Raw genomic sequence first — 25,627 nt, forward strand, 5'->3', positions numbered from 1 at the left:
GCCCTATATAAACAAAGGCGAAGTCTTCAAAGAGACTCCGCCTTTTCAACGTACAATGAACTTCAACAATTACTAGCTACTTCCTAAACATTGTTCCTCATTTACCAACCTGTTTATGCTTTTTTCAAACTTTGCACCAGAACCAATTTGTACAGTAGTCAAAACAATGATTTTAATCTATTGATCTACTCTTTAAAAGGTCGATATATAAAACTCGCTGGGAATCCAGATGCTCCTGATGATGAGATAAAAGCGGGAAGGCAAATTATTATTTTCATTGAATTTATAAAACAAATAGCCGGTTAATATTTCTTAGATACGATTGGGTTCAGAGACTAAAATTGTTTTAATGGAATTAATATCTTTTCTTTCATTAGTAGTTGGATCAAACCCCATTAAGTTACCAATAGCTGTATCAAAATTTTCAAGTGCTACTTTTTCCGTAATTAAATTCGATAATTCTGGAAGGTCTATAGCGCAGGATAAAGCCTTTTCCATCATATGATGTGCTTCTCCAGTTCCAATAATTGTAATTCCTTTTGATAGTAATTCAAACGGTTTAACTTTGAACTCATAGGTATCATCAAACCCCATCGGAATAAGCCTTCCACCTTTTTCAATAAGCGGATATGCCCAGTCTAGTTGATTACCTATGGCATCAAAAATTACATCGAACTTTCTTCCTTGATTAATCCGGTAGATTTCTTCTAAGGTGAGTTTTTGCGGATGATATACATATTTGGTTATTTTTCGTGCAGCTTCTGTTCTAAAGGGACCAATTTCTGTGGCAACTGTAATTCTAGAAAGTTTTCGAGCAATCATCTGAACTAACAGTCCAATCGGTCCAGACCCTAAAACTAGAACGGAGTCATCTGGTTTTATATTAGCTTTTTCTATAACGCTAAGGACACATGAAAGAGGTTCAATTAATGTAGCTCTCTCCCATTCCATTGATTCAGGTAATTTGTAAATAAATCTATCTTCTCCAACATAATATTCTCCAAAAGTCCCATGAGAACCGATTCCTAACTGCCATTCATCGAACTCTTCGCAATAGCATGTTAAACCTTTTCTACAGTAATAACATTTCCCACAAAACTGAGTAGGATCAATTACGACACGATCTCCTACGGTTACATTTCTAACCTCTTCCCCTATTTCCACTACGACTCCAACCGATTCATGTCCCATAACCATATTTGGAGCAGCATACATCTTCCCTTTTAGCACATTCAAATCGGTCCCGCAAATCCCAGTACCATAAATCCTGATTTTTACGTCATTATTTTTTTGTATTTGAGGTTCTTCCACTTCTTTATATTCTAATGTTTTATTTTCAGTCCATACCAATGCCTTCATACTTTTCCTCGCTCCGTTTCCAATTAATTTGTTCCAATAAATTTTGGTGTAATTCTTTGGTAGAAGCTGCTATACATGATTGCTGGTTAATATAACTGAGATCTGTTAAAAGAGTTTCATCTAAAGAATTACCATATGCGTCAGTAATAATAACTCCTGCTTTTTTCGCTAGAAACACACTGGCAGCTATATCATATGGAAAGAGGTGTAAGACTTGACCATTTCCTACTCTTTGAAAATCTGGTAACAAATCTGGATAATCTTTTAGAAGTCTATTCCCGATATCTACATATGCATCCATTTGACCTGTAATAATTCGTGAAATAGAATAAGATGCACTATTAAATATAAATACGCCACCATTATTTGCTGACTCATCGATTAGATGTCCATAAGATTCAATCATTAAGTTAGTAGGATGACCATTAAACTCAAAGCTCCAAAACATATTCTTAATGTCTTTTCCCTGGCTTAAGTTTGGTAATTGGCTATTATAGCCTTCAAATTCTATAGAATCTGAAAAAATATCACTATACATGTACTTACCTGTTTTAAGTTCCATTAGAAACGCATATTCAATATCTTTAATTTTAGAATTGTCTTTGTATTTTGCTAGAGCAATAGAAATACAAGACATTTCAAGTCCTGCAGCTGCAGGACGAGTACCATCAATCGGATCTACAATTAAAATATATTGTGGATTTTCTCCAAAAATCTTAAGACCACCATCTTCAGTATAGAATGCAACAGGTTTTTTCTTATCTGATATATAATCAAGGACCGCATTTTCTGCTGCAGTATCAATATTAAACTGTGCATCTCCACCTGGAGAGTACCCATTAACTATACGGTTTTTCAAAGTTCCCTTTTGATTTTTCACCTTATTATATACATATTTTCCTAACTCAATAATATAGGTTTTCACTTGATCTCCTCCAATAGATGAGTTAATTTATAACACAGTTCTTCTGCCTCACTTAGAGTAATAGTAAGGGGTGGACGAATTTTAAACACATTTCCGTATCCATATCTAGATGTTCTGATAATTATGCCATGATCCATAGCACGTTTTGCAATATGATTTGTAAGCTCAACATCAGGTTCATTATTATCTTTTACTATTTCAACCCCAATCATTAAACCTACACCTCTTACATCTCCAATAAACTTAAATCTTTCTTTCATTTTTTCTAAACGTTCCATAATATAATTTCCAACCACAGTCACATTTTCCAAAAATCCAGGTCTTTGTAATATATCAATTGTGGTACATGCTGCTGCAGATGCCATTACATTCGATCCATAAGTAAAAGAATGATGGTGACCAGGCATACCCACATACTTCTCTTCAGTAAGGATAGCTGCAACTTGGAATCCAGTTCCACCTAAACCTTTAGCTACTGTCATCATATTAGGTTGTACATCAAAGTAATCAGCAGCAAACATTTTACCTGTTCTACCAAATCCCGTTTGTATCTCATCAAAAATTAATGCAATATCGTGTTCTTCACATAATTTTTTCAACGATTTGAAATATCCCTTAGGTGGAACAATATTTCCTCCATTTCCTGATATCGGCTCAACCATAATAGCTGCAACATTCCCTGTACTTGCATATTCAATAAAATCATTAATTCTCTCGACACACAGCATTCCACAAGAGTCAGATTTTTGATTGTAAAAACAACGCAGGCAATAAGGATCTGGGACTTGCAGTCCAAAGGAAAATTGAGGTGGGAATGGTTCTCTTCGAAAAGCATTTCCTGAAAGGGCTGACATCATATATGTTTGTCCCAAATGGCTGCGGAATAAAGAAATAACATCACGTTTCCCGGTATTGTATTGTGCCATTTTAATAGCGCCTTCATTCGCCGCTGAGCCACTGCTAACTTTTGGGTGTGCCCTTGTGAGATTGCTAGGAGCAATTTCAACAAGTTTCTCTGCTAATTTATTTACAGGGTCTGTTTGATAAGATGAAGTAACATGAATAAGATTATCCATTTGATTTTTTACTACATCAATCACTTCTTTATTGCTGTATCCTAAATTCAAATTAAATGTAGCTGATGCGCAGTCAAAATATTTATTTCCATCCTGATCGTAAAGGTAGATACCTTCCCCTCTCTCCATAACGACATTGTCTACTTTGTAATACAGACTGTCAGGATTTGTTAAACTTTTAACTTTACCATTCATTTTTACAACACTCCTATTATTTTAGTAATGTTAAAATTTATGTGTTAGGGGGCCCAACCTAACTAATAATGGATTATGACTGTATTTACTATGCACCACAATTTGAAAATTGTTATTAAATAACAGTCTCATAATATAATGTGAAATATCCGTACTACAAGTTAAATTAAGGTAAATTATGTTGAGAAAATAAAAAATACAAAATTTTTAAAAAAATCATAAAAAAAGGTAGTATAATTAAAAATTGTTAACATTAAAAATTAAAATTTTGAAATTTTAATTTTTTCTATATAATAATATTGGTAATATCTAGATATTAGAGGTTTATTATATGCAATTGATTTAAACAATAAATATATTATTAATAAGGAGGAGAAATAGTTGCTAAAACGTTTACTTTGGATAAGCTTCTTTTCGTACATGTTAATCGCTTTTACCTTAGTTATCATTGGTGCAATGCTACCTGAAATTCTAATTCACTATAAGCAAAATTATAGTAATGGTGGTTTACTCATCTTTGGTCAATTTGTTGGTTTTTTACTTGGTGTACTTAGCATGCCTATTCTAGTTAGAAAACTAGGACGTAAAAATGTAGTTCTCCTGGGTTTAATTATGATTAGTCTTGAGCTTTTTACATTTTTTCTACCAAATTGGTATTTTCTTTTTCCATTAGTCGGATTAGCAGGATATGGAGCTGGATTAGCGGAATCTTGTATTGGCACAATCATTTTAGTTACATTTCAAGAAAAACAAGCCACAGCAATGAGTAAACTAGAAGTTGCGTTTGGATTAGGTGCACTATTCATGCCACTTTTCTCAAGCGTACTTATAGGTAAGGGTATTTGGGAATATGCATTTTTGATATTAGGATTGAGCTCATTTTTAGTTATGCTCGGATGGAAGGTATTGTCTTTTGGTGAAGTCGATGAATTTCTTATAAAGAATACCAATACTAATACATCTGTTAATAAAATAACTGGTTCTTATACTAAAAAGACGTTTTTAATCATTACATTTTCTGCGATATATTTCTTCTGTTATGGTGGAAGCGAAGTATCTATTGTTCATTTTTTGCCTTCAATTTTCATGGAAGAGTGGGAAGTCCCTAATTCTCTTGCAACACTGACTGTAACTGTTTACTGGATGGCAATGGTAATAGGGCGTGCGTTAACAGGTGTTATCTCTGAAAAGCTTACCTATAACACGTTTTTACTTTTAATTAATATTGGAGGCCTAGTTGTACTTATATTGCTAGCCATTAGTGGAAATGTTTGGTTGGGTTTCTTTCTATGCTTCTTTCTGGGGTTATTTATGGCAGCAATGTTTGCGATTGCCTTAATTATCACAAACCTATATTTTCCTGGACAAACAGAAAAGACAACCAGTATATTATTAGCTACCAACGGTCTTGGTGGCTCATTAATTCCAATTATTATAGGACAGAGTATGGATAAGTACCCTGCTCAAATTACTTTTTGGCTATTCGCCTGCATAATGTTAATAATGTTAATATTGATAATTGGAATTCAAATTTTGGGAAATGCTCGTTTATCAGTTATACGAGAACATGATAATAATCATAAAATTTAGATTTAGGGTTCTGATGCAAATATATGAAGAAGCACATGGATAATAGTAGATTTCTAGTGGAATCGTATTTTATGCTATAAGTCCAAATACTTGGTGGATGGACTTTTTCTGGTTTTGGACAGACTGATTGGTCTTACCCCCGTCAAGTGGACACCCCTTTTAAGGGGCTCTTTGTTCCATCCATAAAAGTATACCTTTACGGATAAAAATAACTCCCAAGTACATTTATAAAAACAGATTCCAATAGAAATTTATATAACCTCTTTCAAATAAATACAATCTTTGCACTAGAACCTTCTAGAGGATCTTTAAATGTATCAGTAAAGGCCCCCTCATCTGGTAATTACCGCTTATATTGGTACTGCATGTAACCCAGATGGAGCTTTATCTTGGTAAGGTTATGACAAAATCATTGTTGAAATGAAAATAAATGATAAACAGCACTCGTTATGAACGCTTTTTTAGTTCTGTTAATGATAATATTATTTCTTTGGTATGCATTTTTCTTATTGATATCTGATATGAAGCCATTTAGAATTATAAAGTTTTCCTTATGAGTAATGTTTTCGACCACTACTTACAATAAGAATATAACACTCTAAATCAAACACAACCAAAAGTCAAAGGAAAATGGTGTTATTTATATCGTGCGATTGATAAAGAAGGCCATACGCTTGATATTCAACTTCGTAAAAAGCGAGATAATCCGGCGGCATATGCCTTTATGAAAAGATTGGTTAAAACTTTTGGGGAACCAACGGTTCTGACAACAGATAAGGTGCCAGCGTTACTTTGTGCATTTAAAAAGTTAAAGGGGAAAGGATTTTACAAAAGCACTGTTCATTGTACCGTTAAACATATGAATAATCGTATAGAACAAGACCACCGACATGTGAAACTTCGTTTTGCTAGGTCATTGGGATTTCAAACTCTCCGGCATGCTTCTCGTACAATAAAAGGCATTGAAACCATTCATGCCCTATACAAACAAAGGCGAAGTCTTCAAATAGGCTCCGTCTTTTCGGTGTATAACGAATTACAGGAATTATTAATGGTTGCATAACCATTTAACGATGCAACCCTAGATTCTCTATGTTTTGGGTAACTTTGCAACAGAATCCTAATATGTATCATCCCTTTTACTTTTTGTTTCACAATCGCGCCCGATTGCGAAAATTAGATGAATACTTTTTTGTCTCCCAGATTTAAGTTAAGGGAAAAAACTAATTTGTCGAGCTGATTTCATAAAGATAGAAAACATAATCATTGGATACACTTGTGTAACCCTGTTGACGTATCATTGCCGTAAGATTTCCGCGATGATATGTACCATGGTTAACAACATGCTGAACCAATTCGGAAAAATGAGTATCTAAACGCCCAAATTGTGGATGTTCGGGGGAAATCTCTTTATCCAAATCACTTTCATTGTTAAGAAACTCCTGATACTCCTCTGACAAATGTTGAAACAGCTTTTCCATTTCTTCAAAACTCTTATTCTTTGTCTTTTCTTGCGCCTGAGTGATGGAAGCTTGAATCTCTTCCATACTATTCTCCCGCATTACACCAAGCCATATTGTATCTCCCGTATAAATATGAACAAACGTCTCCGCAATCGAGGAAAAAACACTTTGTATTTCCCGATCATAAATGTCCTTCGACAATTCTTTCAATCGCTCGAAAAACTTGTTGTTCGCCCAAACATGATAATCATACAACTGTAACGCATGATGTTTTTTCAGCAGAGGTTCCTCCTCGTATAAGTTATTTTTTTTACCCTAAAATACTTCTGTCTTCATTGTAAAAATCCTTTATTCCACAATCTGGCCCTTTAGTTGAATAAAGGAGGGAACGATGTTCCTTTAGATTTTTTTATATACCTCTGCATAAGCAAATTTTAACTGCTCATGTAGTTCTTTATTTTCTTCATCCAATTTCTTAATTTTACGTTTTAAAGATACTATAATTGCATCTTTATTATTCTCATCCATCTCTTGTTTTACCTGCTTTTGGTACAAAAAATCCAAGATTCTCGCAAGTAATCTCCTAAACTTGGACACACTGATAGTATGACTCTAAAAAAGGTGTGTGATCAGCATAGAAAAGGAAAACTTGTTCAAATGGAACCTTTTTATTTTTGATTAAGTAAGTGTTGATTAATTTTATCTTGAATTGCATCTTTAATAAATTCTTCGATGGAACTGTTTGTTTCTTCTACAATTTTTGTTATAGATTTATACTCGTTACTTGTGAGAGTTACCGGCTTTGTTACGGTATTACTATCTAGATATACACTATTATTAACACGTTGTATCAGTTTTCCTTCTATTATATAGGGTGCTAAGCTATTCATCCATTCGGTCTGTATTCCAGATGGTAATGATACTAGAGATTGACGAATATCAAAATACCAAAATTCATCTTCTACTGATATTTTTAAGTTTCTCGGAGACACATACTGTAATATGAGATCAATAAATCGAAAAATATCACTTCGTAATTGGTCAGATTTAGGGAAACGAAATTTCACAAATCTTTGATGATGACTTCGCGGTTGATCAGATAAAACATAGGTAGGCTCATATCCTACTTTTATTGCATCCCCTAATGTCATGTCATTCCCAAATTCATCACGAAGTATGATATCTCCACGTTTTGGAATCGAGATAATACGTGCTAACGTATTCCCTTTCATAAACCTTTGTAATAATACTACATTATGCTTTTGTGAGTATGTATAGATCGTATTTTTCCTCTCTATTTGTTGTACTAATTCACGGATGTCATCTTCTTTTACAAATTTTGTTTCACGATTACGATGCTCCTGTATAGTACAAGCTAACTCTCCCTCTTCTATCCATTTTTCGAGTTGATACATACTAATATGATACGCTTTGCTTGCTTGATATAAAGTAATTCCTTCTACCTCAAGTTCTTCTTTTAATTTCTCTACCTCTTCTCTTTTAAATAAAAAACTTCCATCTAAACGCCATGTATCCTTATTAAGTGGATTTAGTTGTCCCTGTTTCATCAAATTATTAAATGTGAAGTGACTAATATCTAAGTACTCTTTTACTTCATTCGTGGTCATATTTATTTCATATGTACTAAGCATTTACGTTCCCCCTAAGATTCCATTTATATATAAAAGAAATAATATTATTATGTGAATTATAATTTATAAAATATATAATTTAAATTTATTATAACATAAATAAAAATTAAACTATTTAAATTGATATCTAATAACGATATATAATTTATAATTAAATTCATTTTTACTATATTACAAAACGAATGAGTAAGAATGAATAAAAGTAAACTGATAATAACCATAGAAAATGTGCAATTTTCTATAGTTATTATGTGTTTACTAATAATTAAAGTTTAATTTCTTTATACAACTAGTTTTACATGTATATAGGTTATAATAATAATAGAGTGTAATTCCTTTAGGAGTTGATATATGATGAAATTTGAAATAAATACACTACATAAGGATAGTTCTTTAGAAATTATTGGAAAACAAAAACATGAATTCGCAAATATAATTGCAATTTGGAATGAAGATATTCTAAAACAAGCGGAGCAAAGAAAAGAAAACAATGAACGAGAAGATAAACAAACGTATGATGGTTTTTCTGATGAGGAGATACTGTACTACTATTTAAACCGACAAACTCATTTTGATAAGGAAAAACGGATAAAGGATAATTCACGTGTTTTATATGCACGTGATCTAAGTCAATTCTATTTTTTTATTAAACAAAGCACAGAGTATCTGCAGCAAGATGTAAAAGATTACGAAGACGGTCGTGTATGGAGGAATCTACGAAAACGTCATATCCGTAACTATCAGAGGTGGTTGTCAGAAGAGGCAGTCTCCTATCAATCCAAGGAGAAATACAAACCATCAACAATAAGTAGAAAGCTAGGTGTAATTCGATCCTATTTAAAATGGTTATATGAAATCGGATATATTCAGGAGCCACTTCATGTAGAAGTGTTGAGCACCACAGTAGGTAAGCATCATAAACCAAAGAGGGATTTATCTTATGAAGAAGTAAAGCAGTTACTTCGCTATTATCAGGATAACGAAATTAATTATGCTTTATTATCTATTCTTGCGACAACGGGGTTACGTGTCGCGGAAGTTGCTCATGCGAAGTGGAAAAACCTTGAATTTGATTCAATACGTGATCGGTATTACTTGACTGTAGATACAAAGGGTAATGGTGAAAGAATTGTTTCTATTAATAAGGAGATTTTTCATCGTATTGTTGCCTTTCGTATACGCCGACGACTTCCTATTAATATAGGTAATAAAAATGGTGGTACCATCTTTCAAACCAAAAATCATACAGCATATCGAGAAAATTATTTATCTCAGTATATTACAAAGATTATAAAGGATACGGAGCTACCGTTTACGAAAGATAGTAGAATAACGCCTCACTTCTTTAGACATTTTTATGTACAGTACTTGTACGATTACAAAGAGTTACCACCACATCTTATCGCAGCCGCAGTAGGTCATAAAGATGATAGAACGACAAAAGAAAATTATTTAAAACAAAGGCTAGTTAAAGATAATGATGCAGGAAATTTAATTAGTGAAGATGAATTTTAATATATAATTAATACACAATAAATTTAAAAAAGGAAAGGTGAAACCGATATCGGTTTCACCTTTACCTTTCCTTTTGAATTGTTTTAAATATTTATACTGCATAGACTTCAACTTTTGTAGGATTAGAAAAGCGACGTTCTAATTCTTTTTTGATTTTTTCAATAGCAAAGAACGCAGAAGATGCATATACAGTGATTACTTTTTTTATAAAAGTATTACCCGTTATTAAAATGTATCTTACTGAATATGATGAAATCATACTCTCACCCTTTCACATATCAATTGTGTTTAATATATATGTCGATAGGTGTGGATATATTCTCAAAAGATAAGGTAAGTAGACAAGTGGTATGAAAGGTTTTTTTGCACCAAAACTAAAGAGCCGCTTCTGAATAGATACAGGAGCGGTTCTTTGAATGTAGTTGCTGATTCATTGAATTTATAATAATATCTTTCGGATTTCTTCTGTACTTAGACCTGTGAATTTCGCAATGTCTGCTAACGGCATACCATTCTTATGCATACCACGAATTAATTGAGTTTTGCCTTTTTCCATACCCTCTTGTTCTGCATGTGCAAGCTTAGCTTGTTCATCAAGTAAAAGCTTTTCACGAGCTTCATATGCAAGTCGGAAAGAAGAATCATGACTCATATTTTCCCATTTATCCATCGCTTTTTGTAAGATTGGATCTTGGTTCATAGCAATCTCCTCCAGTGTTTGAGTTAAATGTTCATCTTCATGTGCTGGTAATAATAACATCCAACGAACAAATGCATTTTCCCATGGGTTCACTTTTTCTTCGCGCCACTGTTTAACTAGCTTTGGGATCTCTACAAAATGGATTTCCATATCATCACTTAATACTTGATGTGTCCTTGTATTCCAGAGTTTTCCTGTTGTATGAAATGCTTCTTCACTAGAAAACAACTTGAAAGGTTCTGTTGCAAAGTTAACCAAAATATAGAGAATCTAGGGTTGCATCGTTAAATGGTTATGCAACCATTTATAATTCCTGTAATTCGTTATACACCGAAAAGGCGGAGCATATTTGAAGACGTCGCCTTTGTTTGTATAGGGCCCAGTACCAGCGTTGCTGTAACCAGGGGCAAAGTAGCAAATAATGATATATTATTTCTACTCTGTCCCATTCATTTGTATTGCTAATTATCTTTTTGTTGTATTTTACGATACAGCGTCATGCGAGAGATACCAGCTTTTTCTGCAGCATCCGTACGATTCATTCCTTGATCTATAAGATATAAAGCATAATTTACCTTTTCCTCATCAGTTTTGGGTCTTCCGGGATGTTTCCCACGTTTCTTGGCTGCTATGATTCCCTCTTTTGTTCGTTCAGAGGTTAAATCTCTTTCAAATTGAGCAATCCCTGCAAAAACAGTAAAGAGCATTTTTCCATGTGCTGTTGTTGTATCAAGCCAAGCTTCTTTTAGGCTTTTCAAGTTTGCTCCTTTTTGAGAAATGAGTTCGGCAATTTCAATTAAATCTTTTGTAGAACGAGAAAGACGAGTCAAATCTGTTACTACTACTGTATCTCCTTGGCGTAGAAATTCTAACATACGATTCAACTCAGGGCGGTCTCGTTTAACTCCTGTTATTTTTTCAAAAAAAATACGTTCACAACCGGCTTCTTTTAATTGTTGTTCTTGGCGATCTAAATTTTGATCAATCGTAGACACTCGCATATATCCAAATTTCATGTAATTCTTCCTTTTTTTATTTTCATTGTATCAAAAATGTCTTTTAATAGATATTGTTACAAATAATTTTGTTGCATATTTTTGTTACACCTAGATTACTGGTTTACTTGACTTCATATTTTGATACAAACTGCTGTAACAAAAATGGTCGTTTTAGTTACAATCCTTAGCTTACAAAAATCAAGGTTTCGACTTCCAAAAAATGTATTAACGTGGTTTTTATGTCATTTGGCTGGCGGGACCCCAATAAAAAAATGAAACCCGTTAGGGTTTATTTGATATGCAGAATTTCCAATAATCTACACTGTTTTTTTAGAAAAAGAAAAAAGCCATTTTTGAAAATGACTTTTATTAACCTTAGCTTGATAGCGATGTGCTGTGCCCCAAAAAAAGTTTTATGCTAATCTATTTCTTCCCATCTTTCATGCTATAATACCCTAAATTAATCACAATTAAGAAATAACCACCCATAATTCCGGCAGCAAATGTCCATATGACACTATGGTGTTCAATCTCATACATAATAATCGCACCGAGTATCGCTGCTGCAAACCGATTAATCATACCAAGCGTCGGTGTTTTTGTTTTTTTTACAATGCTATCTCCAAACTTTTCAATACGCCTTCCTAAAATCCAAACACAATACATACTAACAAGCAAGCCAATGCTTGCACCTGAAAAATGGGGCGAAAAAGGCGTCATAATCCATCCTAATAACATCGTGCCTAGCAAATAATACATTTGTATTTTAAATGCCCTTAGTGCCATACGAATCATGCTGTACTCCTTTACCTTTCTTATTGAGACTTTATTACTTAGGCTCAAGGGTCTTCTTTTTTTCTTCCAGTATAATTTGATTTATTTTAATTAAGGTATCGGTCATTTGCTGCAAGGCTTCGATATCAATTTTAGAGAAGTATTTCTCAATAAGTAAATCATCTAGCTGAGACAATCGTTCTATATACTTGCTACCGTTAGGACCAATTGTAAGGAAATACTCACGTTTATTGTTAGGATTTACGTGTTTCGAAATCATATTATGTTTCTCCAATTTAGATAAAACTTGGCTGACAGCACTTTTGGATATATTAAAAGTGGTTGCAATACTGTTAGCTGTAGTATTTTTATTTAAATTAATATAGATTATCATGTTCTCTTGTTGCCCTGTAAGACCAAACTCATTCTTTAACTCCTGAGATAGTAAAATGTTTAATTCATTGTAGGCTCGGTTCATGTCGGTAATTACTTCTTTATAAGAACTAGTCATACTATTCTTCCTCCAATCATTCTGTTATTTCATTGTACGCCGTTTTTTCGTTTTGACATATAGTTTAGTTTAGTTAACTATATAATACCTTTATGTTAGTGTAAAGGAAAAAGTAATCAAATTTGTTTTGATTACTTTTTTCGGAATTATAATAAAGGGGAAATTAGACGCATTAGGGATTCCAGTATTCGTTTTCGAATACTGCGTTTTTGAAATGATTTCCATCTAATTTCAGACGAATGCTTAAAGTCCTCTTCAAAATCACGTTTAATATCAAGAACTGTCTTAGATTCATAAAGTACGCTAATGATTTCATAATTTAGTTCAAAGCTACGAACATCCATATTTGCTGTACCAATTGTTGCAATTTCATCATCTACAAGTACAATTTTAGCGTGCACAAAACCATCTTTATAGCTGTAAATTGAAGCACCGGCTTTTAGAAGTGGTGCGAAGTATGATTGAGATGCTAGATCACTAATGATTCTATCTCTCTTCCCCGGATATAGAATACGGACATCTATTCCAGCTATTGCACTTAAACGTAGTAATGTTAATGTTTCTTGGTCTGGAATGAAATAGGGTGTTGCGATCCAAATTGCTTTCTTAGCAGAACCTATAACAGCAAGTAAAGTATTACGAATGTTTGTATCATCTGAACTTGGTCCACCTGCTACAATTTGAACAGCCCCTTCTGCATGAGAATTTTGTTTACCTGGAAAGTATTTTATATTCATAAATTGATTCCAAGAATAAGTGTTTAAACCATTAGTGGCATAGAGCCAATCCTCAAGGAATATTGCTTGTAATTTGTACAATGCTTTTCCTTCTATTCTTAAGTGGCTGTCACGCCAAATTGGGAATTTTTTAGAACGACCAAAATACTCATCGCCAACGTTGAGCCCACCTGTAAAACCAATCTCTCCATCTACAATGACAATTTTACGATGGTTACGATAATTGACTGTTTCAAGTGGCCATGACGAAAGAATAGGATCAAATGCCACAACCTCAATTCCTACATCTTTCATGGGTTGCAAGAAACGATTTCGTAATGAATTACTTCCGATCCCATCATAGAGAAAGCGTACAGTTATACCAGATTTTGCTTTCTTAATTAATGCATCGCGAATTTTTGTACCAATTTCATCTACTCGATAAATAAAGTATTGAATATGTATATGATGTGTAGCATTTTCAATAGCTTGTATAATGTTTGTAAATGTTTGATCACCATTTGTTAAGAGTTTTGTTGTGGTATTATTGGCAACAGGACCGCCACCGAATTTTTGTACAACCTGTGTTAAATAAGTAGAGCGCTCACTTAATGAGGAAGTGAATGATAAATCTAGGCGTTTTCCTTCTAAAATTTCACGGAATAATTTTCTTTGCTCTTCTGAACGATGTAGATGCTTCTTTCTTCTCCAACGACTTCGGCCAAAAAGAGAGTACAAAATCACACCAACAACAGGAAAAAGTGCTAATACTAAAAACCACGCTAAAGTACTTTGTGGGGAACGGTTTTCGATAAAAATAATGAAGGCAATTCCTACTATTGTGATAGACAATAGTACGTCGACAAAGTTGTATAGTGAGATAATGGATGTATTCAACAGAAAGTGAATGATAGAGACAAGTGTAAATACAAATAATAATTGAACTTTAGGGTTTTTCATCTTTATAAAATTCACCTATTCTTTCTTAAATATAGGATTCGTATATGGAAGCTGTAACCTAACGTTTCTATTAGAGAGAATCACAGGGTTGCTACTCTAGTCCGTCATATCATTTACATAAAATATAATGGATTAATAAATTATGGGGTTTCTAAGGCTCGTTTCTTCAAATTTTCTCTAATGTATTGTCCGATAAATGGAATTTTGTGATATTCCATTTCCTTTTTAATGATGCTGAATAAAGTCGAGCTCATGAAAGCCAAAGAGATACAAGGGAAATCCCTTGTATCTCTTTGGCTTTAGATCTACTCTCTCTACACTGACTCAGTAGATAAAGAACCTTTTTGTTTTTCTTTCCCTTTGAATACAACCAGTACCATAATTATAAGAGATACAAGTCCAAGAAACCCCATCGTCTGAACATATGAGCCTATCCCGTATCCTCCAAAGAAGAAGCTGCTACGAAATGCTTCTACACTGTACTTAAAAGGAGTCCAAGAATACAACCAGTGTTTTGTCACATCCGGAAGAAATTCGTGTGCTAGTGATAAGACTGGCATAGAAGAGAAGAAGACTACCATTAATATTGGTACCCCGACACGGCCAATCCAGTTGAGTACTGCACTTTGCAAAAGGAAGAACATGAAACCAAAGAAAAGTAACAATAAGAACATTTCTCCTTGGTTCGGTATGTTTACATCGAGTATGGTATGAGCAATGAAAAGAGTTAAACTTGCAATTACTGTCACGAAAACAGAACCTGCAAGAATCTGTGATAGGACTGATTTTCCTGTAACGCGTCCGTTTGTAAACTTTTGGACAGCTATAAATAAGACTAAGGAGCTGATAAGAGTAGTAATCCATAAGATTTGTGTCAGCATTATAGGAATATTTCCATTACCTGTACGTGCTTGAACTGGATGAATCAACTCCGTTTTAGCAATAAATGGGTTTGCCAATAACTTTGCCTGTTCAGTTGTTAGTGTCATATTTCTTTGTGAAAGCTGATCAAGCAAGGTATTACGGATATTTTCGTTTATCCCTCCAATGAACTTATCAATTATTTGGCTCGAAACCATTGCGGCATTATAGTTCATTCCTTGATTCACCAAGACTTGTACCTCGGCTTGTTGTCCCTTAGGTGTGGTCAGCGATACAAGTTGCTGGGATATTTCTGCTGGAAACACGATGGCAGCGTAGTACTTCTTATCCTTCATCCCTTGCAATACATCTTCTTGCGTTTGTAAGAACGTCCATTTAACTGGACTTTGCTTATTTTGCAGAATTTGCTCTTTTATTTTATCTCCTAAATTTACACTTCCTTGTCCTGGTAAGTTCACACCTGTATCCTGTATTACCATAGCGATCGGCAAGTCTTTTGGTATAGGATTAACAGTTGATCCCATAAAAGCAAAACTAGCGATGATAACAGCAGCCATAATGCCTAAAACGCCACCTAGAATCATCTTTTGTTTGAAAAATTGCTTTACTGTAAGCATTTTAAATTATTCCTCCTAGCATTCATCCAACAAAAAGATAGATAACAAACAACGTGTAGTTTATAATAAAAACATGTTGTTTATAATGAAATTATATCGTTTTTGCTACACAATACAATTTACATTTAGGGCATAAATGTAAGATAAGAAACAACCGGATGAAATTTGTTGTTTATAATGACAATAACGAACAGGGAGGTATAAGATGTTGAAAAAGGCGGATCTGCGGATTATTCGGACAAAGAAATTTATATATGATGCTTTTATCAAACTGATAGCGGAAAAGGGATACGATGCTATTACCATTCAAGACATCACAGATGAGGCACTCATCAATCGGGCAACATTTTACTCGCATTACAGGGATAAACAAGATTTGTTAACAAAGCTTAGTGAGAATGTACTAGAAGAGTTGACAAGTAAGATGGTCCTATATGCCCATGTGCAGGGACATCAAATAGATCTTTCGGAATTCGAGGGGATTTTACAATCCATATTTGAGTGTATATTAAAACATGCAGACTTTTATAAAAGCATGCTTGGACCTCATGGCATTCATGATTTTAACCTAAAAATGCAGCAGACTATTATGGATAATCTTGAACAAAATTTCATTGAGCTTAAAATTGAAGACCATGACTTAGATATTCCAAAGGATATGGTATTCCATTTCATCACTTCCTGTGTTGTTGGGATGGCAATTTGGTGGCTTCAAAATGACATGAAATATTCACCGAAATATACTGCAAAACAATTAGTGAAGCTTATGACTAAAGGACCCTTGTGTGCAGTGGGTTTTACTTTGTTTAATGAGGGCTAGAAGGAGCAACTGTGCCGGGAAGTGCAAAGTGGATTCTAATAAATATATAAAAAAAGAAACACGAAGGTTTTTTACTTTGGTGTTTCTTCAAATTTTCGCTAATTGATTGCTCGATAAAGAGAACCTTACAAAGAAAGGAATAAAATATTCTCCTCGTAGTACACAACTCAGTGGTATCAATGTATATATGGTGCCCTCTATTACCATAAGGAAGTTTCTTTTTTGAAAAATCTTAAGAAGATCTCTGAAGTGTTAGACGTTCTTTCATATTTAATTTGAATGTCCCCTATGGATTTACGTGGGCATAGATAAGTGGTGTTAAAGCTCTAAAATCTTCTGGCACTAACTTTTGCAGTAAAGATTTATTTTTGTCTAAGAGAACTTCTTGAATCATTAAAGTATTGATTAATACTAAACAATTTTGGAGGAGATGAAGAGAAAGTACGGCAATCTCTTGATCTTCCATACGATTCGTTTGAATCTCTCCTCCTTTTCCATAAAAAATGAAGCTGTTAGCAGAGTTCCAATTCTCAACTACATTTAATCCTTCGTGGATTTCTCTCTGGATCTCTTCTGATGATAAATACTCACAGAGAAAAATGGTTTTTAATGCTTTTCCTAATTCACTTAGTGCTCGATAAGTTGGATGCCCACTGTTACGGGTAAATCGTTTGAGAACCGCCTCCGTTTCAGCTGTACCAAGCCGTAAGGCTGTAGCATACTTAATCATTTGATCATACTGTTGTTCTATTAAATTCCAATTGATTGGTCGAGTTAAAACTGACTGCAAGTTTGGATATGACTCTTGCATACCTACATCCGGACGATACAACTTTTGTGCATGAATGGCTTTGAACCTTGGCATCAGTTGGAATCCCAGCAAATGACAAAAAGCAAAAGCAACTTCACTTTGTCCATGTGTATCTACATAGTTCTTCTCTACTTCCATATTTGTACAATGCCGCAGCAATCCTTCAATCATAGCAGCTACTTCTGAAGAAGAACAAGATTTGAGTTGCGAATAAATACACGTAGAATTCTTTTCTACATGCCAATAAATCATTACTCCCCGACCTCTATATCGAATATGCCATTCTGTCAGTAAGTTTTGATCCCATGCTCCAAACTTTTTACTATCAGATGCACATGCCGTCGTTCCTTTTCCCCATATTTCGGTTACACGAGTGGCTAGAATAGCATTGGTTACTTTTGAAATGGCTTGTCGTAAATTTTCTTTATGAATAAATTTACGGCGCACATAAAGCAACTCTTTATAACTTTCTCCACGGTCCCCGGCAGCAACACGTTTTAATCCTGTGTTCGTTCCCAATCCATATAGACAAAGGATAAGTCTACGTTGAAGTGTCTCCTTATCGAGAATCTCTCGATTCCCTAATGTTTGAAATGTATCTGTTAAATGGACACGTAAATCCGCTTCTTTTAAAATATCTAAAAGATTGGTCATTGGCCAGCGATTCATAACCTCTGCTTTTACGAGATTGAGATTAACTGGTTCAGCCTGTGCCTGCAAAGGAGACACAGAAATCCACCCGTTTCCTTTACTCAAAATGCGTACTTTATTCTCGTTCTTCACATGTTTATTTAATTTTTCCAAAGCCGTATTCATACTATTTTTTAATTCTTGAATAAGTGTTTGTGCTTCAAGGGGTTTCCGTAGGGCTTCGTAATGTTTTTCCCTGTTTTGTTCAAAGTCCTCTGGTAAATCTTCTTCTGGATTTCTATATCGGTCTGCTCCGACTACCCATACTTCTTTGCAACGCAATCGATCTCGTAAAGCTTGAAGAACGCAGATTTCATAATTCATTCGGTTGATACGATTTGTTTCTTTATCAATAACTGTATCAATCCATGCTGGTTTTACAACTCCTTCTATCGGAATGTAATCAGCTTCATTGTATGTATATTGATTGGTAAGCTTATATTGCTTGAGTAAATCAATTGCATCTATTACAGGGCGATGTACGTCATTGTTCGATCGAAACTCTAAAATATCCAATAACGCGGGAACCATTCTCCTATAATGAGTACCGTAGGAAGACCTCATAACGGTATGAACCTTTTGTCTGTAAGCCGGGCCTGTATGCTTCATTTCTTTCACAATGCCTTTTAATGTATCTTCACCTACGACAGGAAATAAAACATCACGTATAATACCATCCGGTTGTTCCACTGCTTTTTCGGCCATGCGAAATAATACGTTTGTCTTACCGCTTACTTTACGAAAATCACGTAAAAACTCCTTTTCCACTTTTCGTTCTGCACGAGCCCCAATACGGTGAACAATTTGAATAATGAGTTCAACTAAATTATCTGTAATTTCTCTACCTCTACACCAAAAGAAAGCTGCTAATAAGGTGTAACGGATAGGATCTGGGTGCCTACGTAACTCTCTAATATCTTCAGAAACTGCACGCTGTCTGTACGTTCGGATCATCTTAGGTGGAACACCGGAGAATAAATCTGATGGAAGCTGTATATCTCGTACAATTCGGAGCTTTTCTATTTCTTGTAACAAACTATCTAATCCAATTCTTCCAGGATCAGATACAAGTTCGCGAAAACTAAGGATAGTTTGATCCTCTTCAAGTTGTTCTATCTGGGACCAAGTACGTATAAAGGCATCTAATTGGGACTTTGAATGCTCTGAAAGCTGTGTGAAAATGGATCGTGAAATATGTTCTTCATATTGGCGAATAGCTGATTTGATATTTCTCTCTAGTTGGTATTGAGTTGGAGGAATAAGCTGTTGTTGTCTGAGATAGTGTAGAACATATTCTCGTACACGATCTATTTGTAGTTCTTGTGGTAGAATGTTAGCTTGTAGCCATAGTTTTATTTGTTCCATATCTTCGGAAGTACTCTCTCGAAATCCCATATATTCACGGATTTGTGCTCGATGATATTTAATGGAGCGTCCGTTCCAATCATATTCCTGAAAGGAATCTGCAAGTACTCCTACTTGTTTTGCAACATATTCAATCAGCTGTTTATTAATTTCTTGTTTTCCTTTTAGAAAGCGACCCTGGTACTGAAAAAATTTTAGGGAAACAGCAAATCCAAGTCGTGTGCTTCCATATTTATTTCCAATTAAGCGCATCTCTTCGGAGATAACTGTAAAATGTTCAATAAGTTCCTCTAGCTCCCAGTTTTGCTTCACCTTATTATGCCTCCTTATCGTATCTAACAAGAAAATTTTAGCATATTAAAAAGTTCTGGAAGCCAGAACTCTATTGTTTAAAATATTTACTTTGCCCCTGGTTACAACAACGCTGGTACTGGGCCTATAGGGCATGAATGGTTTCAATGCCTTTTATTGTGCCGTCATCTTTTTCCAAAGTGTACTTGAGTTTCGAAAGCTTTGCAACAGAACCTTTTTTGTTTTTAATAAAAAATCTCTGTTAAAGACCGCTGTTGATTTTTTTGTTAAACTAACAGTGTAGTTTAATACAGTAAAAAAGAATTAATAAATTTTTTATTTAAATGAAAATATAATGTGAGTAACGGTAACGGGGTGTGATTATGGATGAACGAAAGATACGTTTAAAACAAAAGTTAAAAATAACTAAACAACAGAGCCAAAGATATAAATTAATGAGTTTACTACCCCAAGATATATCAAATGTTATAGAAAAAAGTGATGTAATTACATCTCCAGAATTAGAAACAATCCTTAATAAGGTTCACGAGAAATGGAACTTTGAATTACATAAAGGGGATTTTGTAATTAATTATAGTAATTTCAGAAAAGAATTTAGTTGGGAACAAGAGGTTATTCAGTATGTGCAAGGGATAGATATTGAAGAAAAATTAGTATATTTATTTTTAGGGATAGATGACAGCCCAATATTTCTTGTTAACGGAAAATGGGCAATAGAGAACTTTAGCATTCTATGGCAATGTATTAATAATGATGATATATGGATTATTAGTCAAAGTTTTAGCTATGGTGTTCTAGTTTCCCGCTATGGAGGGTATTTGGAACACAACCCCAATCCAAAAGAAATTCTCTATGCAGTTACTAAATGGGATAATTAATTTAAAGACTACTTCAACTAAAGTATCTTTTCTTTTCACTAGATATCAACATTATCATTTAACAAAGCCAATAAAAAAGGGGGATTATATGGAACAGCGATCTCAACTGTTGGTAAATAATGTATCACTATGACCTAGTTTCATGTATTATCTTAACAAAGAAACTTAAAAAACGAATTTAAAAGGGTCCTTACGTTGAATACATGTACTCAACGTAAGGGCGGATTATGTAAAATGACAATAAAGTTATTTAATTAGCAAGTAAAAAGTGATATTGTGAGCAGAATGAAAAATATCAAAAAGTTGATTTAGAAAAAGCACTGCCAAAATCTTCAGCAATGCTTTTCGATTAGACGTACTACGATAATGAACGTCTACTTTCTTCTATACGTTTGCTCATGAATAGAATACAAATTTGTATTTAAAATAAGTTCTGTGTGTGTTTATATATTTACTTTAATTTCAAGATACGTTCTACTTCCTCCACACTTAACTTACTTGCTTTTGCAATAGTTTCAAGTGGTACACCAATTTCATGCATCCCTCGAATCATTTGCATCTTACCTTGCTCAATGCCTTTTTCCATACCCTCTTGTTCTGCATGTGCAAGCTTAGCTTGTTCATCAAGTAAAAGCTTTTCACGAGCTTCATATGCAAGTCGGAAAGAAGAATCATGACTCATATTTTCCCATTTATCCATCGCTTTTTGTAAGATTGGATCTTGGTTCATAGCAATCTCCTCCAGTGTTTGAGTTAAATGTTCATCTTCATGTGCTGGTAATAATAACATCCAACGAACAAATGCATTTTCCCATGGGTTCACTTTTTCTTCGCGCCACTGTTTAACTAGCTTTGGGATCTCTACAAAATGGATTTCCATATCATCACTTAATACTTGATGTGCCCTTGTATTCCAGAGTTTTCCTGTTGTATGAAATGCTTCTTCATTAGAAAACAACTTGAAATCTAATAGGTTGATGGTTATTGTTTTTCGAAGCGAACGATACGGCATGCCTTCTTGCATTTGAGAAGTATATAATTTAGACCAATAATAGAGGGAACGTTTAATCATATCATGTGTATTGCGGAGCTGTATCTCTACATTTATTTGTGTTCCATTATCAAGGGTTGCGAGTAAATCTAAAATGGATAATTTATCGTCTTCATATGATTTGTGGAGATGTGTGTCTTCCAATTGTAAAGACACAATCGGCACATCTAAAGATTCTTCTAAAATGGCATTAAGAAAGCCCGTGAGAATATCTTCACTTCCTTTTGTACCAAATAATTGTTTAAACGCAAAATCAATTCGTAAATTTACTAATTTATTGGACATGGATTTCCTCTCCCTGTCGTTTCTTTTTCTTAGTATTATTGTACAAGATAAATCGATTTGTATGCAAATCCCGTTTCTGTTGCAAAGTTACCCAAAACATAGAGAATCTAGGGTTGCATCGTTAAATGGTTATGCAACCATTAATAATTCCTGTAATTCGTTATACACCGAAAAGACGGAGCCTATTTGAAGACTTCGCCTTTGTTTGTATAGGGCATGAATGGTTTCAATGCCTTTTATTGTACGAGAAGCATGCCGGAGAGTTTGAAATCCCGATGACCTAGCAAAACAACAATAGTAGCCGACGGCTACTAAATTGTTTGAATTGTTTTCCTTTAAAATATCACATTTGTTGCGCTCCCGTTCATCTTTTTCCAAAATGTACTTGAGTTTCGAAAACTTTGCAACAGAATCCCCTTAGTGATACTTTATATTTTTTCATTTATTCCTTGATTTGGTATTATTAATTTCTTTATTTGAAATTGATAAATTATAAATGAGCATATCACTATAACGATTGTTAGCGTTCCTAATGCCATTACTAACAATTGATATCCAATGTAATCTAGTAAAAAGCCAATAAGCACTAAAAATAATTGCAATACTGTTCTATCTAACATAGTTTTCAACGAAAAAAATCTTCCATGGAGCTCAGAAGGTATCGTTTGTTGAGAAAAAGTATATAAAAGAGGATTGAAAATTCCATAAGCTAATCCAAATAAACCAAATGCAAAAATAGATAAACTAATAATCGAAAATGACAGTAACCATTGAGAAATCCCCATAAAAAAACAAATCAACAAAAGAATTTTTACTGGTTGTAAGCTATATCTTACAAGTTTCTTAACAAAAAAACCAGCTATTAAAATACTAGTCCCTTCTACAAAATAAAGAATACCCATAATAGAGGAATTACTTTGATGACTAATTTCTATTACAAATAAATTAAAACCAGAAATGAAAATTAAAGGGATAATTGATAAGATAAGAACCATTTTTAGTAAATAATTTTTATGAAATAACGGAATAATTTCTCTAAAATGAAAAGTCGATTTTGCTGTTCCTCTCTGAAAATCGTCTTCTTTTACAACTAATAATTGATTTAATATATATAGAAGAAAATAAGCTATTAAAGCGATTAAAAACAATGTATATAATGGTGCAATAGTTAATAACACACCAGCTAAAACCGCACCAAATATTCGAGATAAAGTTACAATATTCACATTAATAGCATTAACCATTATAAGTTGGTCTGTATGTATAATCTTTGGGATAATCGACTGAATCGTTGGATTAAAAAAAGAAGCTGAACAGCCAATACCAATACTATACACAAGCATCCACCAAAGAGAATCTGTATAGATAGCCAAGAGCATACATATAACCGAAATAATTCTCATAATACCAACTAATTGTAATACCTTTGTTTTAGACGTCGAATCAATGTAGCGTCCGGCATAAGGTCCTATTAATACTCCTATAACCCCACCAATTACAAGAAAAAAAGCTTGAAAAAAAGAAGATGTCAAATGAAGTTGTAGAAACCGTAAATTACCGATAGTACCAAACCATATACCTAATTGAAATACCAGTTGACTAAATAATACAATGCTTAAATTTTTATTCCTAAATAAAATTTTATAATCATTCACACTCTAAATCTCTCCCTTAAATCGAAAGTCTCTTCCTTTATTCACAGCTTCTCGACTAATATTTCCAATCCCAGAAATTCCACAGACGATCTCAGACTCTTTGTTAAGTTCTAATATCTCTTCCACAAGTTCATCATTTGCATGTGCTGTAAAAAAAGCCCCTAATTGTAACCAAGAAGCTACTAAATAAAAAGTTTGACTCAAATGTCCTACATCCATCATCACAATACGATATACTCGTGGACTTTTATACTTCCACATAGGTCGTTCTAAACAAGCTGTATAGAAAAATAAAACAGCTGCTCCTTTTACATACTCTTGTCCAGCTGCCATATCAATAACTGTACTTGAGATATCTTCTTGTCTTACTATATCCAGGGAATGATTTTTAACATTGTAATGATATAAACCTTTCTTTATTCCTTTTACGTTAAAAATATAAGGATATACTTCAATAGGATGCCTTGCACCACCCGAAGGGCTAGTTTTAAACAAGTTTTTCCCTATTCCAATATCTCTTTTACAAGAGTGTGCTCCCCAAACAAGATAAAGTATTGTAGATAACTCTTGTACTGTTATGGGATCATCCGAAAAAGAACGAACAGTTTGTCTTTTTAAAAGTGTATTTAGAAAGTCACCACTTAAATTAAAATTCGGTAATGGTAAAGGTATTTCTTCAGAATCTACATACATCTTATACAAAGAAGGTGCTAAAGCATTTTCTTTTTTTGCTAATAATCGTTCATAATCTTGATTAACATTTAAATATTGGTCCTTATGAAGTAATCGTGTATTAAAATGGAAATATTTAGCTGAAGCACCCCATTCTTTCCAGCCAGATAACAAAAACTCTTCTTGTTCCTCTGGAGATCCTTTTTTAATTAATATATGAGCTTTTAATAAAGTTTCTATTATTTCTTCTAGTTGCTCTTGCGTGTATACTATTCTATTATCATTTAATAACCCGTTTATTGCCTCACTTACACTTACCCACTCTTTAAATATATTTAAAACAGGAAAGATCGAAGGTTCTAAGCTATATTGCTCATGTCTTATGTAATCATCTATCATAAAATGACCATCTTTCCAAAAATAAAGTATATTTTCTGCTGTTTTTAATTGCATATAAATATCTCCTAACTGAATATAACTATATTATATAAATTAAAATCAATATAAAAAAATAAATGACTGACGTTTCTTCGTCAGTCATTTATTTTTTAAGCTACTTATTTTGTTGGTGAAGTCTCTCCGTGTTCTGAATTTACACGAGTTTGATACTCACTAACACAAGGTTTTAAAATACTCATATGTACACCTCCAATATTTTCTACTATTTGTACTATCATTATAATTATTACATAAATGAAAAAATTGATCAATTAATTATTAGAATTTTAAAAATCATCAAAAAACCTACTTAACATATATATCCGAACCCATATACGGGTTTTGGTGCAAAGAATCTCTTAAACTTGGACATACTGATATTATTACTCTAGAAAAGGTGTGTGATCAGTATGGAAAAGAAAAATTTGTTTAAATGGAAGCATTATCAGCCTGAACTGATCTTATTAACAGTAAGATGGTACCTGCGGTACAATTTGAGCTTTCGTAATCTGGTGGAAATGATGGAAGAACGAGGATTATCAATCGCTCACACAACAATTATGCGCTGGGTTCATCAATATGGACCTCAATTAGAAGAGAATGGGTTCTGGTGCAAAAGTAAATTATAAAAAAAGTAGGGCCTGAATTTCCTACTAAATTACAGATTATGATGCGATACCAAACAATTTATCAATGAAATCTTTTTGATTTTGGGCA

The 25,627-nt window shown here is 33.6% G+C and carries 20 protein-coding genes and 5 pseudogenes; 7 read left to right on the forward strand and 18 right to left on the reverse strand.

The window, feature by feature from the left end; genetic code table 11:
* Positions 1–87: pseudogene (locus JDS96_RS32430) on the forward strand (IS6 family transposase); the annotation flags it as partial.
* A 225-nt stretch (positions 88–312) separates the two neighbouring features.
* Here JDS96_RS32430 and JDS96_RS24590 read toward each other — a convergent pair.
* The 3 genes from JDS96_RS24590 to JDS96_RS24600 are packed head-to-tail and all read right to left on the reverse strand — an operon-like array spanning position 313 to position 3,555.
* The gene (locus JDS96_RS24590) at positions 313–1,359 is read right to left on the reverse strand and encodes a zinc-dependent alcohol dehydrogenase (protein WP_199668326.1); all 1,047 of its coding nucleotides are present in this window, start codon (positions 1,357–1,359) and stop codon (positions 313–315) included.
* Positions 1,337–2,284, reverse strand: a complete 948-nt coding sequence (locus JDS96_RS24595; RefSeq protein ID WP_199668327.1) for an inositol monophosphatase family protein — start codon at positions 2,282–2,284, stop codon at positions 1,337–1,339. Before JDS96_RS24595 ends, JDS96_RS24590 begins: the two co-directional genes overlap by 23 nt.
* Positions 2,281–3,555, reverse strand: coding sequence for an aspartate aminotransferase family protein (locus tag JDS96_RS24600; protein WP_018783204.1), 1,275 nt, complete (start codon positions 3,553–3,555; stop codon positions 2,281–2,283). The genes JDS96_RS24595 and JDS96_RS24600 overlap by 4 nt, the downstream gene beginning before the upstream one ends.
* 381 nt (positions 3,556–3,936) lie before the next feature.
* Between JDS96_RS24600 and JDS96_RS24605 the strand changes: the two genes are divergently transcribed.
* Together JDS96_RS24605 and JDS96_RS24610 are read left to right on the forward strand one after the other, a co-directional pair.
* Positions 3,937–5,145, forward strand: coding sequence for an MFS transporter (locus JDS96_RS24605; RefSeq protein ID WP_199668328.1), 1,209 nt, complete (start codon positions 3,937–3,939; stop codon positions 5,143–5,145).
* A 598-nt stretch (positions 5,146–5,743) separates the two neighbouring features.
* Positions 5,744–6,208, forward strand: a pseudogene (locus JDS96_RS24610) (IS6 family transposase); the annotation flags it as partial.
* Positions 6,209–6,368: 160 nt separating this feature from the next.
* On the opposite strand, the gene JDS96_RS24615 reads toward JDS96_RS24610, so the two are convergent.
* The 3 genes and pseudogenes from JDS96_RS24615 to JDS96_RS24625 form a co-directional block, all read right to left on the reverse strand.
* Complete coding sequence (locus JDS96_RS24615) at positions 6,369–6,863, reverse strand: DinB family protein (protein ID WP_307838208.1); 495 nt, start codon at positions 6,861–6,863, stop codon at positions 6,369–6,371.
* Positions 6,864–7,007: 144 nt separating this feature from the next.
* Positions 7,008–7,154: pseudogene (locus JDS96_RS24620) on the reverse strand (DUF6262 family protein); the annotation flags it as partial.
* Positions 7,155–7,276: 122 nt separating this feature from the next.
* Positions 7,277–8,260, reverse strand: coding sequence for a DNA-binding protein (locus tag JDS96_RS24625; protein WP_199668329.1), 984 nt, complete (start codon positions 8,258–8,260; stop codon positions 7,277–7,279).
* A 354-nt stretch (positions 8,261–8,614) separates the two neighbouring features.
* Here JDS96_RS24625 and JDS96_RS24630 point away from each other — a divergent pair, with 354 nt between their 5' ends.
* Positions 8,615–9,775 carry a tyrosine-type recombinase/integrase gene (locus JDS96_RS24630; RefSeq protein WP_199668338.1) on the forward strand — a complete coding sequence of 387 codons (1,161 nt, stop codon included), beginning with the start codon at positions 8,615–8,617 and terminating at the stop codon, positions 9,773–9,775.
* 91 nt (positions 9,776–9,866) lie between these two features.
* On the opposite strand, the gene JDS96_RS24635 is transcribed toward JDS96_RS24630, so the two are convergent.
* The 7 genes from JDS96_RS24635 to JDS96_RS24665 all read right to left on the reverse strand — a co-directional run bounded on the left by JDS96_RS24635 (position 9,867) and on the right by JDS96_RS24665 (position 15,933).
* Entirely contained in the window at positions 9,867–10,034 is a 168-nt protein-coding gene (locus JDS96_RS24635; RefSeq protein ID WP_176523563.1) for a hypothetical protein, read from the reverse strand.
* Between the two features lie 180 nt (positions 10,035–10,214).
* A complete protein-coding gene (locus tag JDS96_RS24640) occupies positions 10,215–10,745 on the reverse strand; it encodes an Rpn family recombination-promoting nuclease/putative transposase (RefSeq protein ID WP_307838209.1) in 531 nt (176 codons plus the stop codon).
* 191 nt (positions 10,746–10,936) lie between these two features.
* On the reverse strand, positions 10,937–11,491 hold the full coding sequence (locus JDS96_RS24645; RefSeq protein WP_199668330.1) for a recombinase family protein: 555 nt from the start codon (positions 11,489–11,491) through the stop codon (positions 10,937–10,939).
* Positions 11,492–11,896: 405 nt separating this feature from the next.
* The gene (locus JDS96_RS24650; RefSeq protein WP_199668331.1) at positions 11,897–12,268 is read right to left on the reverse strand and encodes an ATP synthase subunit I; all 372 of its coding nucleotides are present in this window, start codon (positions 12,266–12,268) and stop codon (positions 11,897–11,899) included.
* A 34-nt stretch (positions 12,269–12,302) separates the two neighbouring features.
* On the reverse strand, positions 12,303–12,758 hold the full coding sequence (locus JDS96_RS24655; protein ID WP_018783527.1) for a MarR family winged helix-turn-helix transcriptional regulator: 456 nt from the start codon (positions 12,756–12,758) through the stop codon (positions 12,303–12,305).
* 146 nt (positions 12,759–12,904) lie between these two features.
* Positions 12,905–14,434, reverse strand: coding sequence for a cardiolipin synthase (locus tag JDS96_RS24660; RefSeq protein ID WP_199668332.1), 1,530 nt, complete (start codon positions 14,432–14,434; stop codon positions 12,905–12,907).
* A gap of 314 nt (positions 14,435–14,748) precedes the next feature.
* Complete coding sequence (locus tag JDS96_RS24665; RefSeq protein ID WP_199668333.1) at positions 14,749–15,933, reverse strand: YhgE/Pip domain-containing protein; 1,185 nt, start codon at positions 15,931–15,933, stop codon at positions 14,749–14,751.
* Positions 15,934–16,138: 205 nt separating this feature from the next.
* Between JDS96_RS24665 and JDS96_RS24670 the strand changes: the two genes are divergently transcribed.
* On the forward strand, positions 16,139–16,753 hold the full coding sequence (locus JDS96_RS24670) for a TetR/AcrR family transcriptional regulator (RefSeq protein ID WP_097795301.1): 615 nt from the start codon (positions 16,139–16,141) through the stop codon (positions 16,751–16,753).
* A gap of 286 nt (positions 16,754–17,039) precedes the next feature.
* Here the strand turns inward: JDS96_RS24670 and JDS96_RS24675 are convergent, their stop codons facing one another.
* Entirely contained in the window at positions 17,040–19,949 is a 2,910-nt protein-coding gene (locus tag JDS96_RS24675; RefSeq protein WP_199668339.1) for a Tn3 family transposase, read from the reverse strand.
* Between the two features lie 344 nt (positions 19,950–20,293).
* Between JDS96_RS24675 and JDS96_RS24680 the strand changes: the two genes are divergently transcribed.
* On the forward strand, positions 20,294–20,809 hold the full coding sequence (locus tag JDS96_RS24680; protein ID WP_206777202.1) for a hypothetical protein: 516 nt from the start codon (positions 20,294–20,296) through the stop codon (positions 20,807–20,809).
* A 451-nt stretch (positions 20,810–21,260) separates the two neighbouring features.
* On the opposite strand, the gene JDS96_RS24685 is transcribed toward JDS96_RS24680, so the two are convergent.
* The 4 genes and pseudogenes from JDS96_RS24685 to JDS96_RS24695 form a co-directional block, all read right to left on the reverse strand.
* Positions 21,261–22,145 (reverse strand): Rpn family recombination-promoting nuclease/putative transposase, encoded by an 885-nt coding sequence (locus tag JDS96_RS24685; protein ID WP_199668334.1) that lies wholly within the window; start codon positions 22,143–22,145, stop codon positions 21,261–21,263.
* Between the two features lie 129 nt (positions 22,146–22,274).
* A pseudogene (locus JDS96_RS32435) lies at positions 22,275–22,436 on the reverse strand (IS6 family transposase); the annotation flags it as partial.
* 137 nt (positions 22,437–22,573) lie between these two features.
* Positions 22,574–23,800 carry an MFS transporter gene (locus JDS96_RS24690; protein WP_199668335.1) on the reverse strand — a complete coding sequence of 409 codons (1,227 nt, stop codon included), beginning with the start codon at positions 23,798–23,800 and terminating at the stop codon, positions 22,574–22,576.
* 3 nt (positions 23,801–23,803) lie between these two features.
* Complete coding sequence (locus JDS96_RS24695) at positions 23,804–24,925, reverse strand: SagB/ThcOx family dehydrogenase (RefSeq protein ID WP_199668336.1); 1,122 nt, start codon at positions 24,923–24,925, stop codon at positions 23,804–23,806.
* Positions 24,926–25,320: 395 nt separating this feature from the next.
* Between JDS96_RS24695 and JDS96_RS24700 the strand changes: the two are divergent.
* Positions 25,321–25,509: pseudogene (locus tag JDS96_RS24700) on the forward strand (IS6 family transposase); the annotation flags it as partial.
* Between the last annotated feature and the right edge of the window lie 118 nt (positions 25,510–25,627).

The organism is Bacillus cereus group sp. N21, assembly GCF_016483395.1.
GTDB classification, from domain to species: domain Bacteria; phylum Bacillota; class Bacilli; order Bacillales; family Bacillaceae_G; genus Bacillus_A; species Bacillus_A pseudomycoides.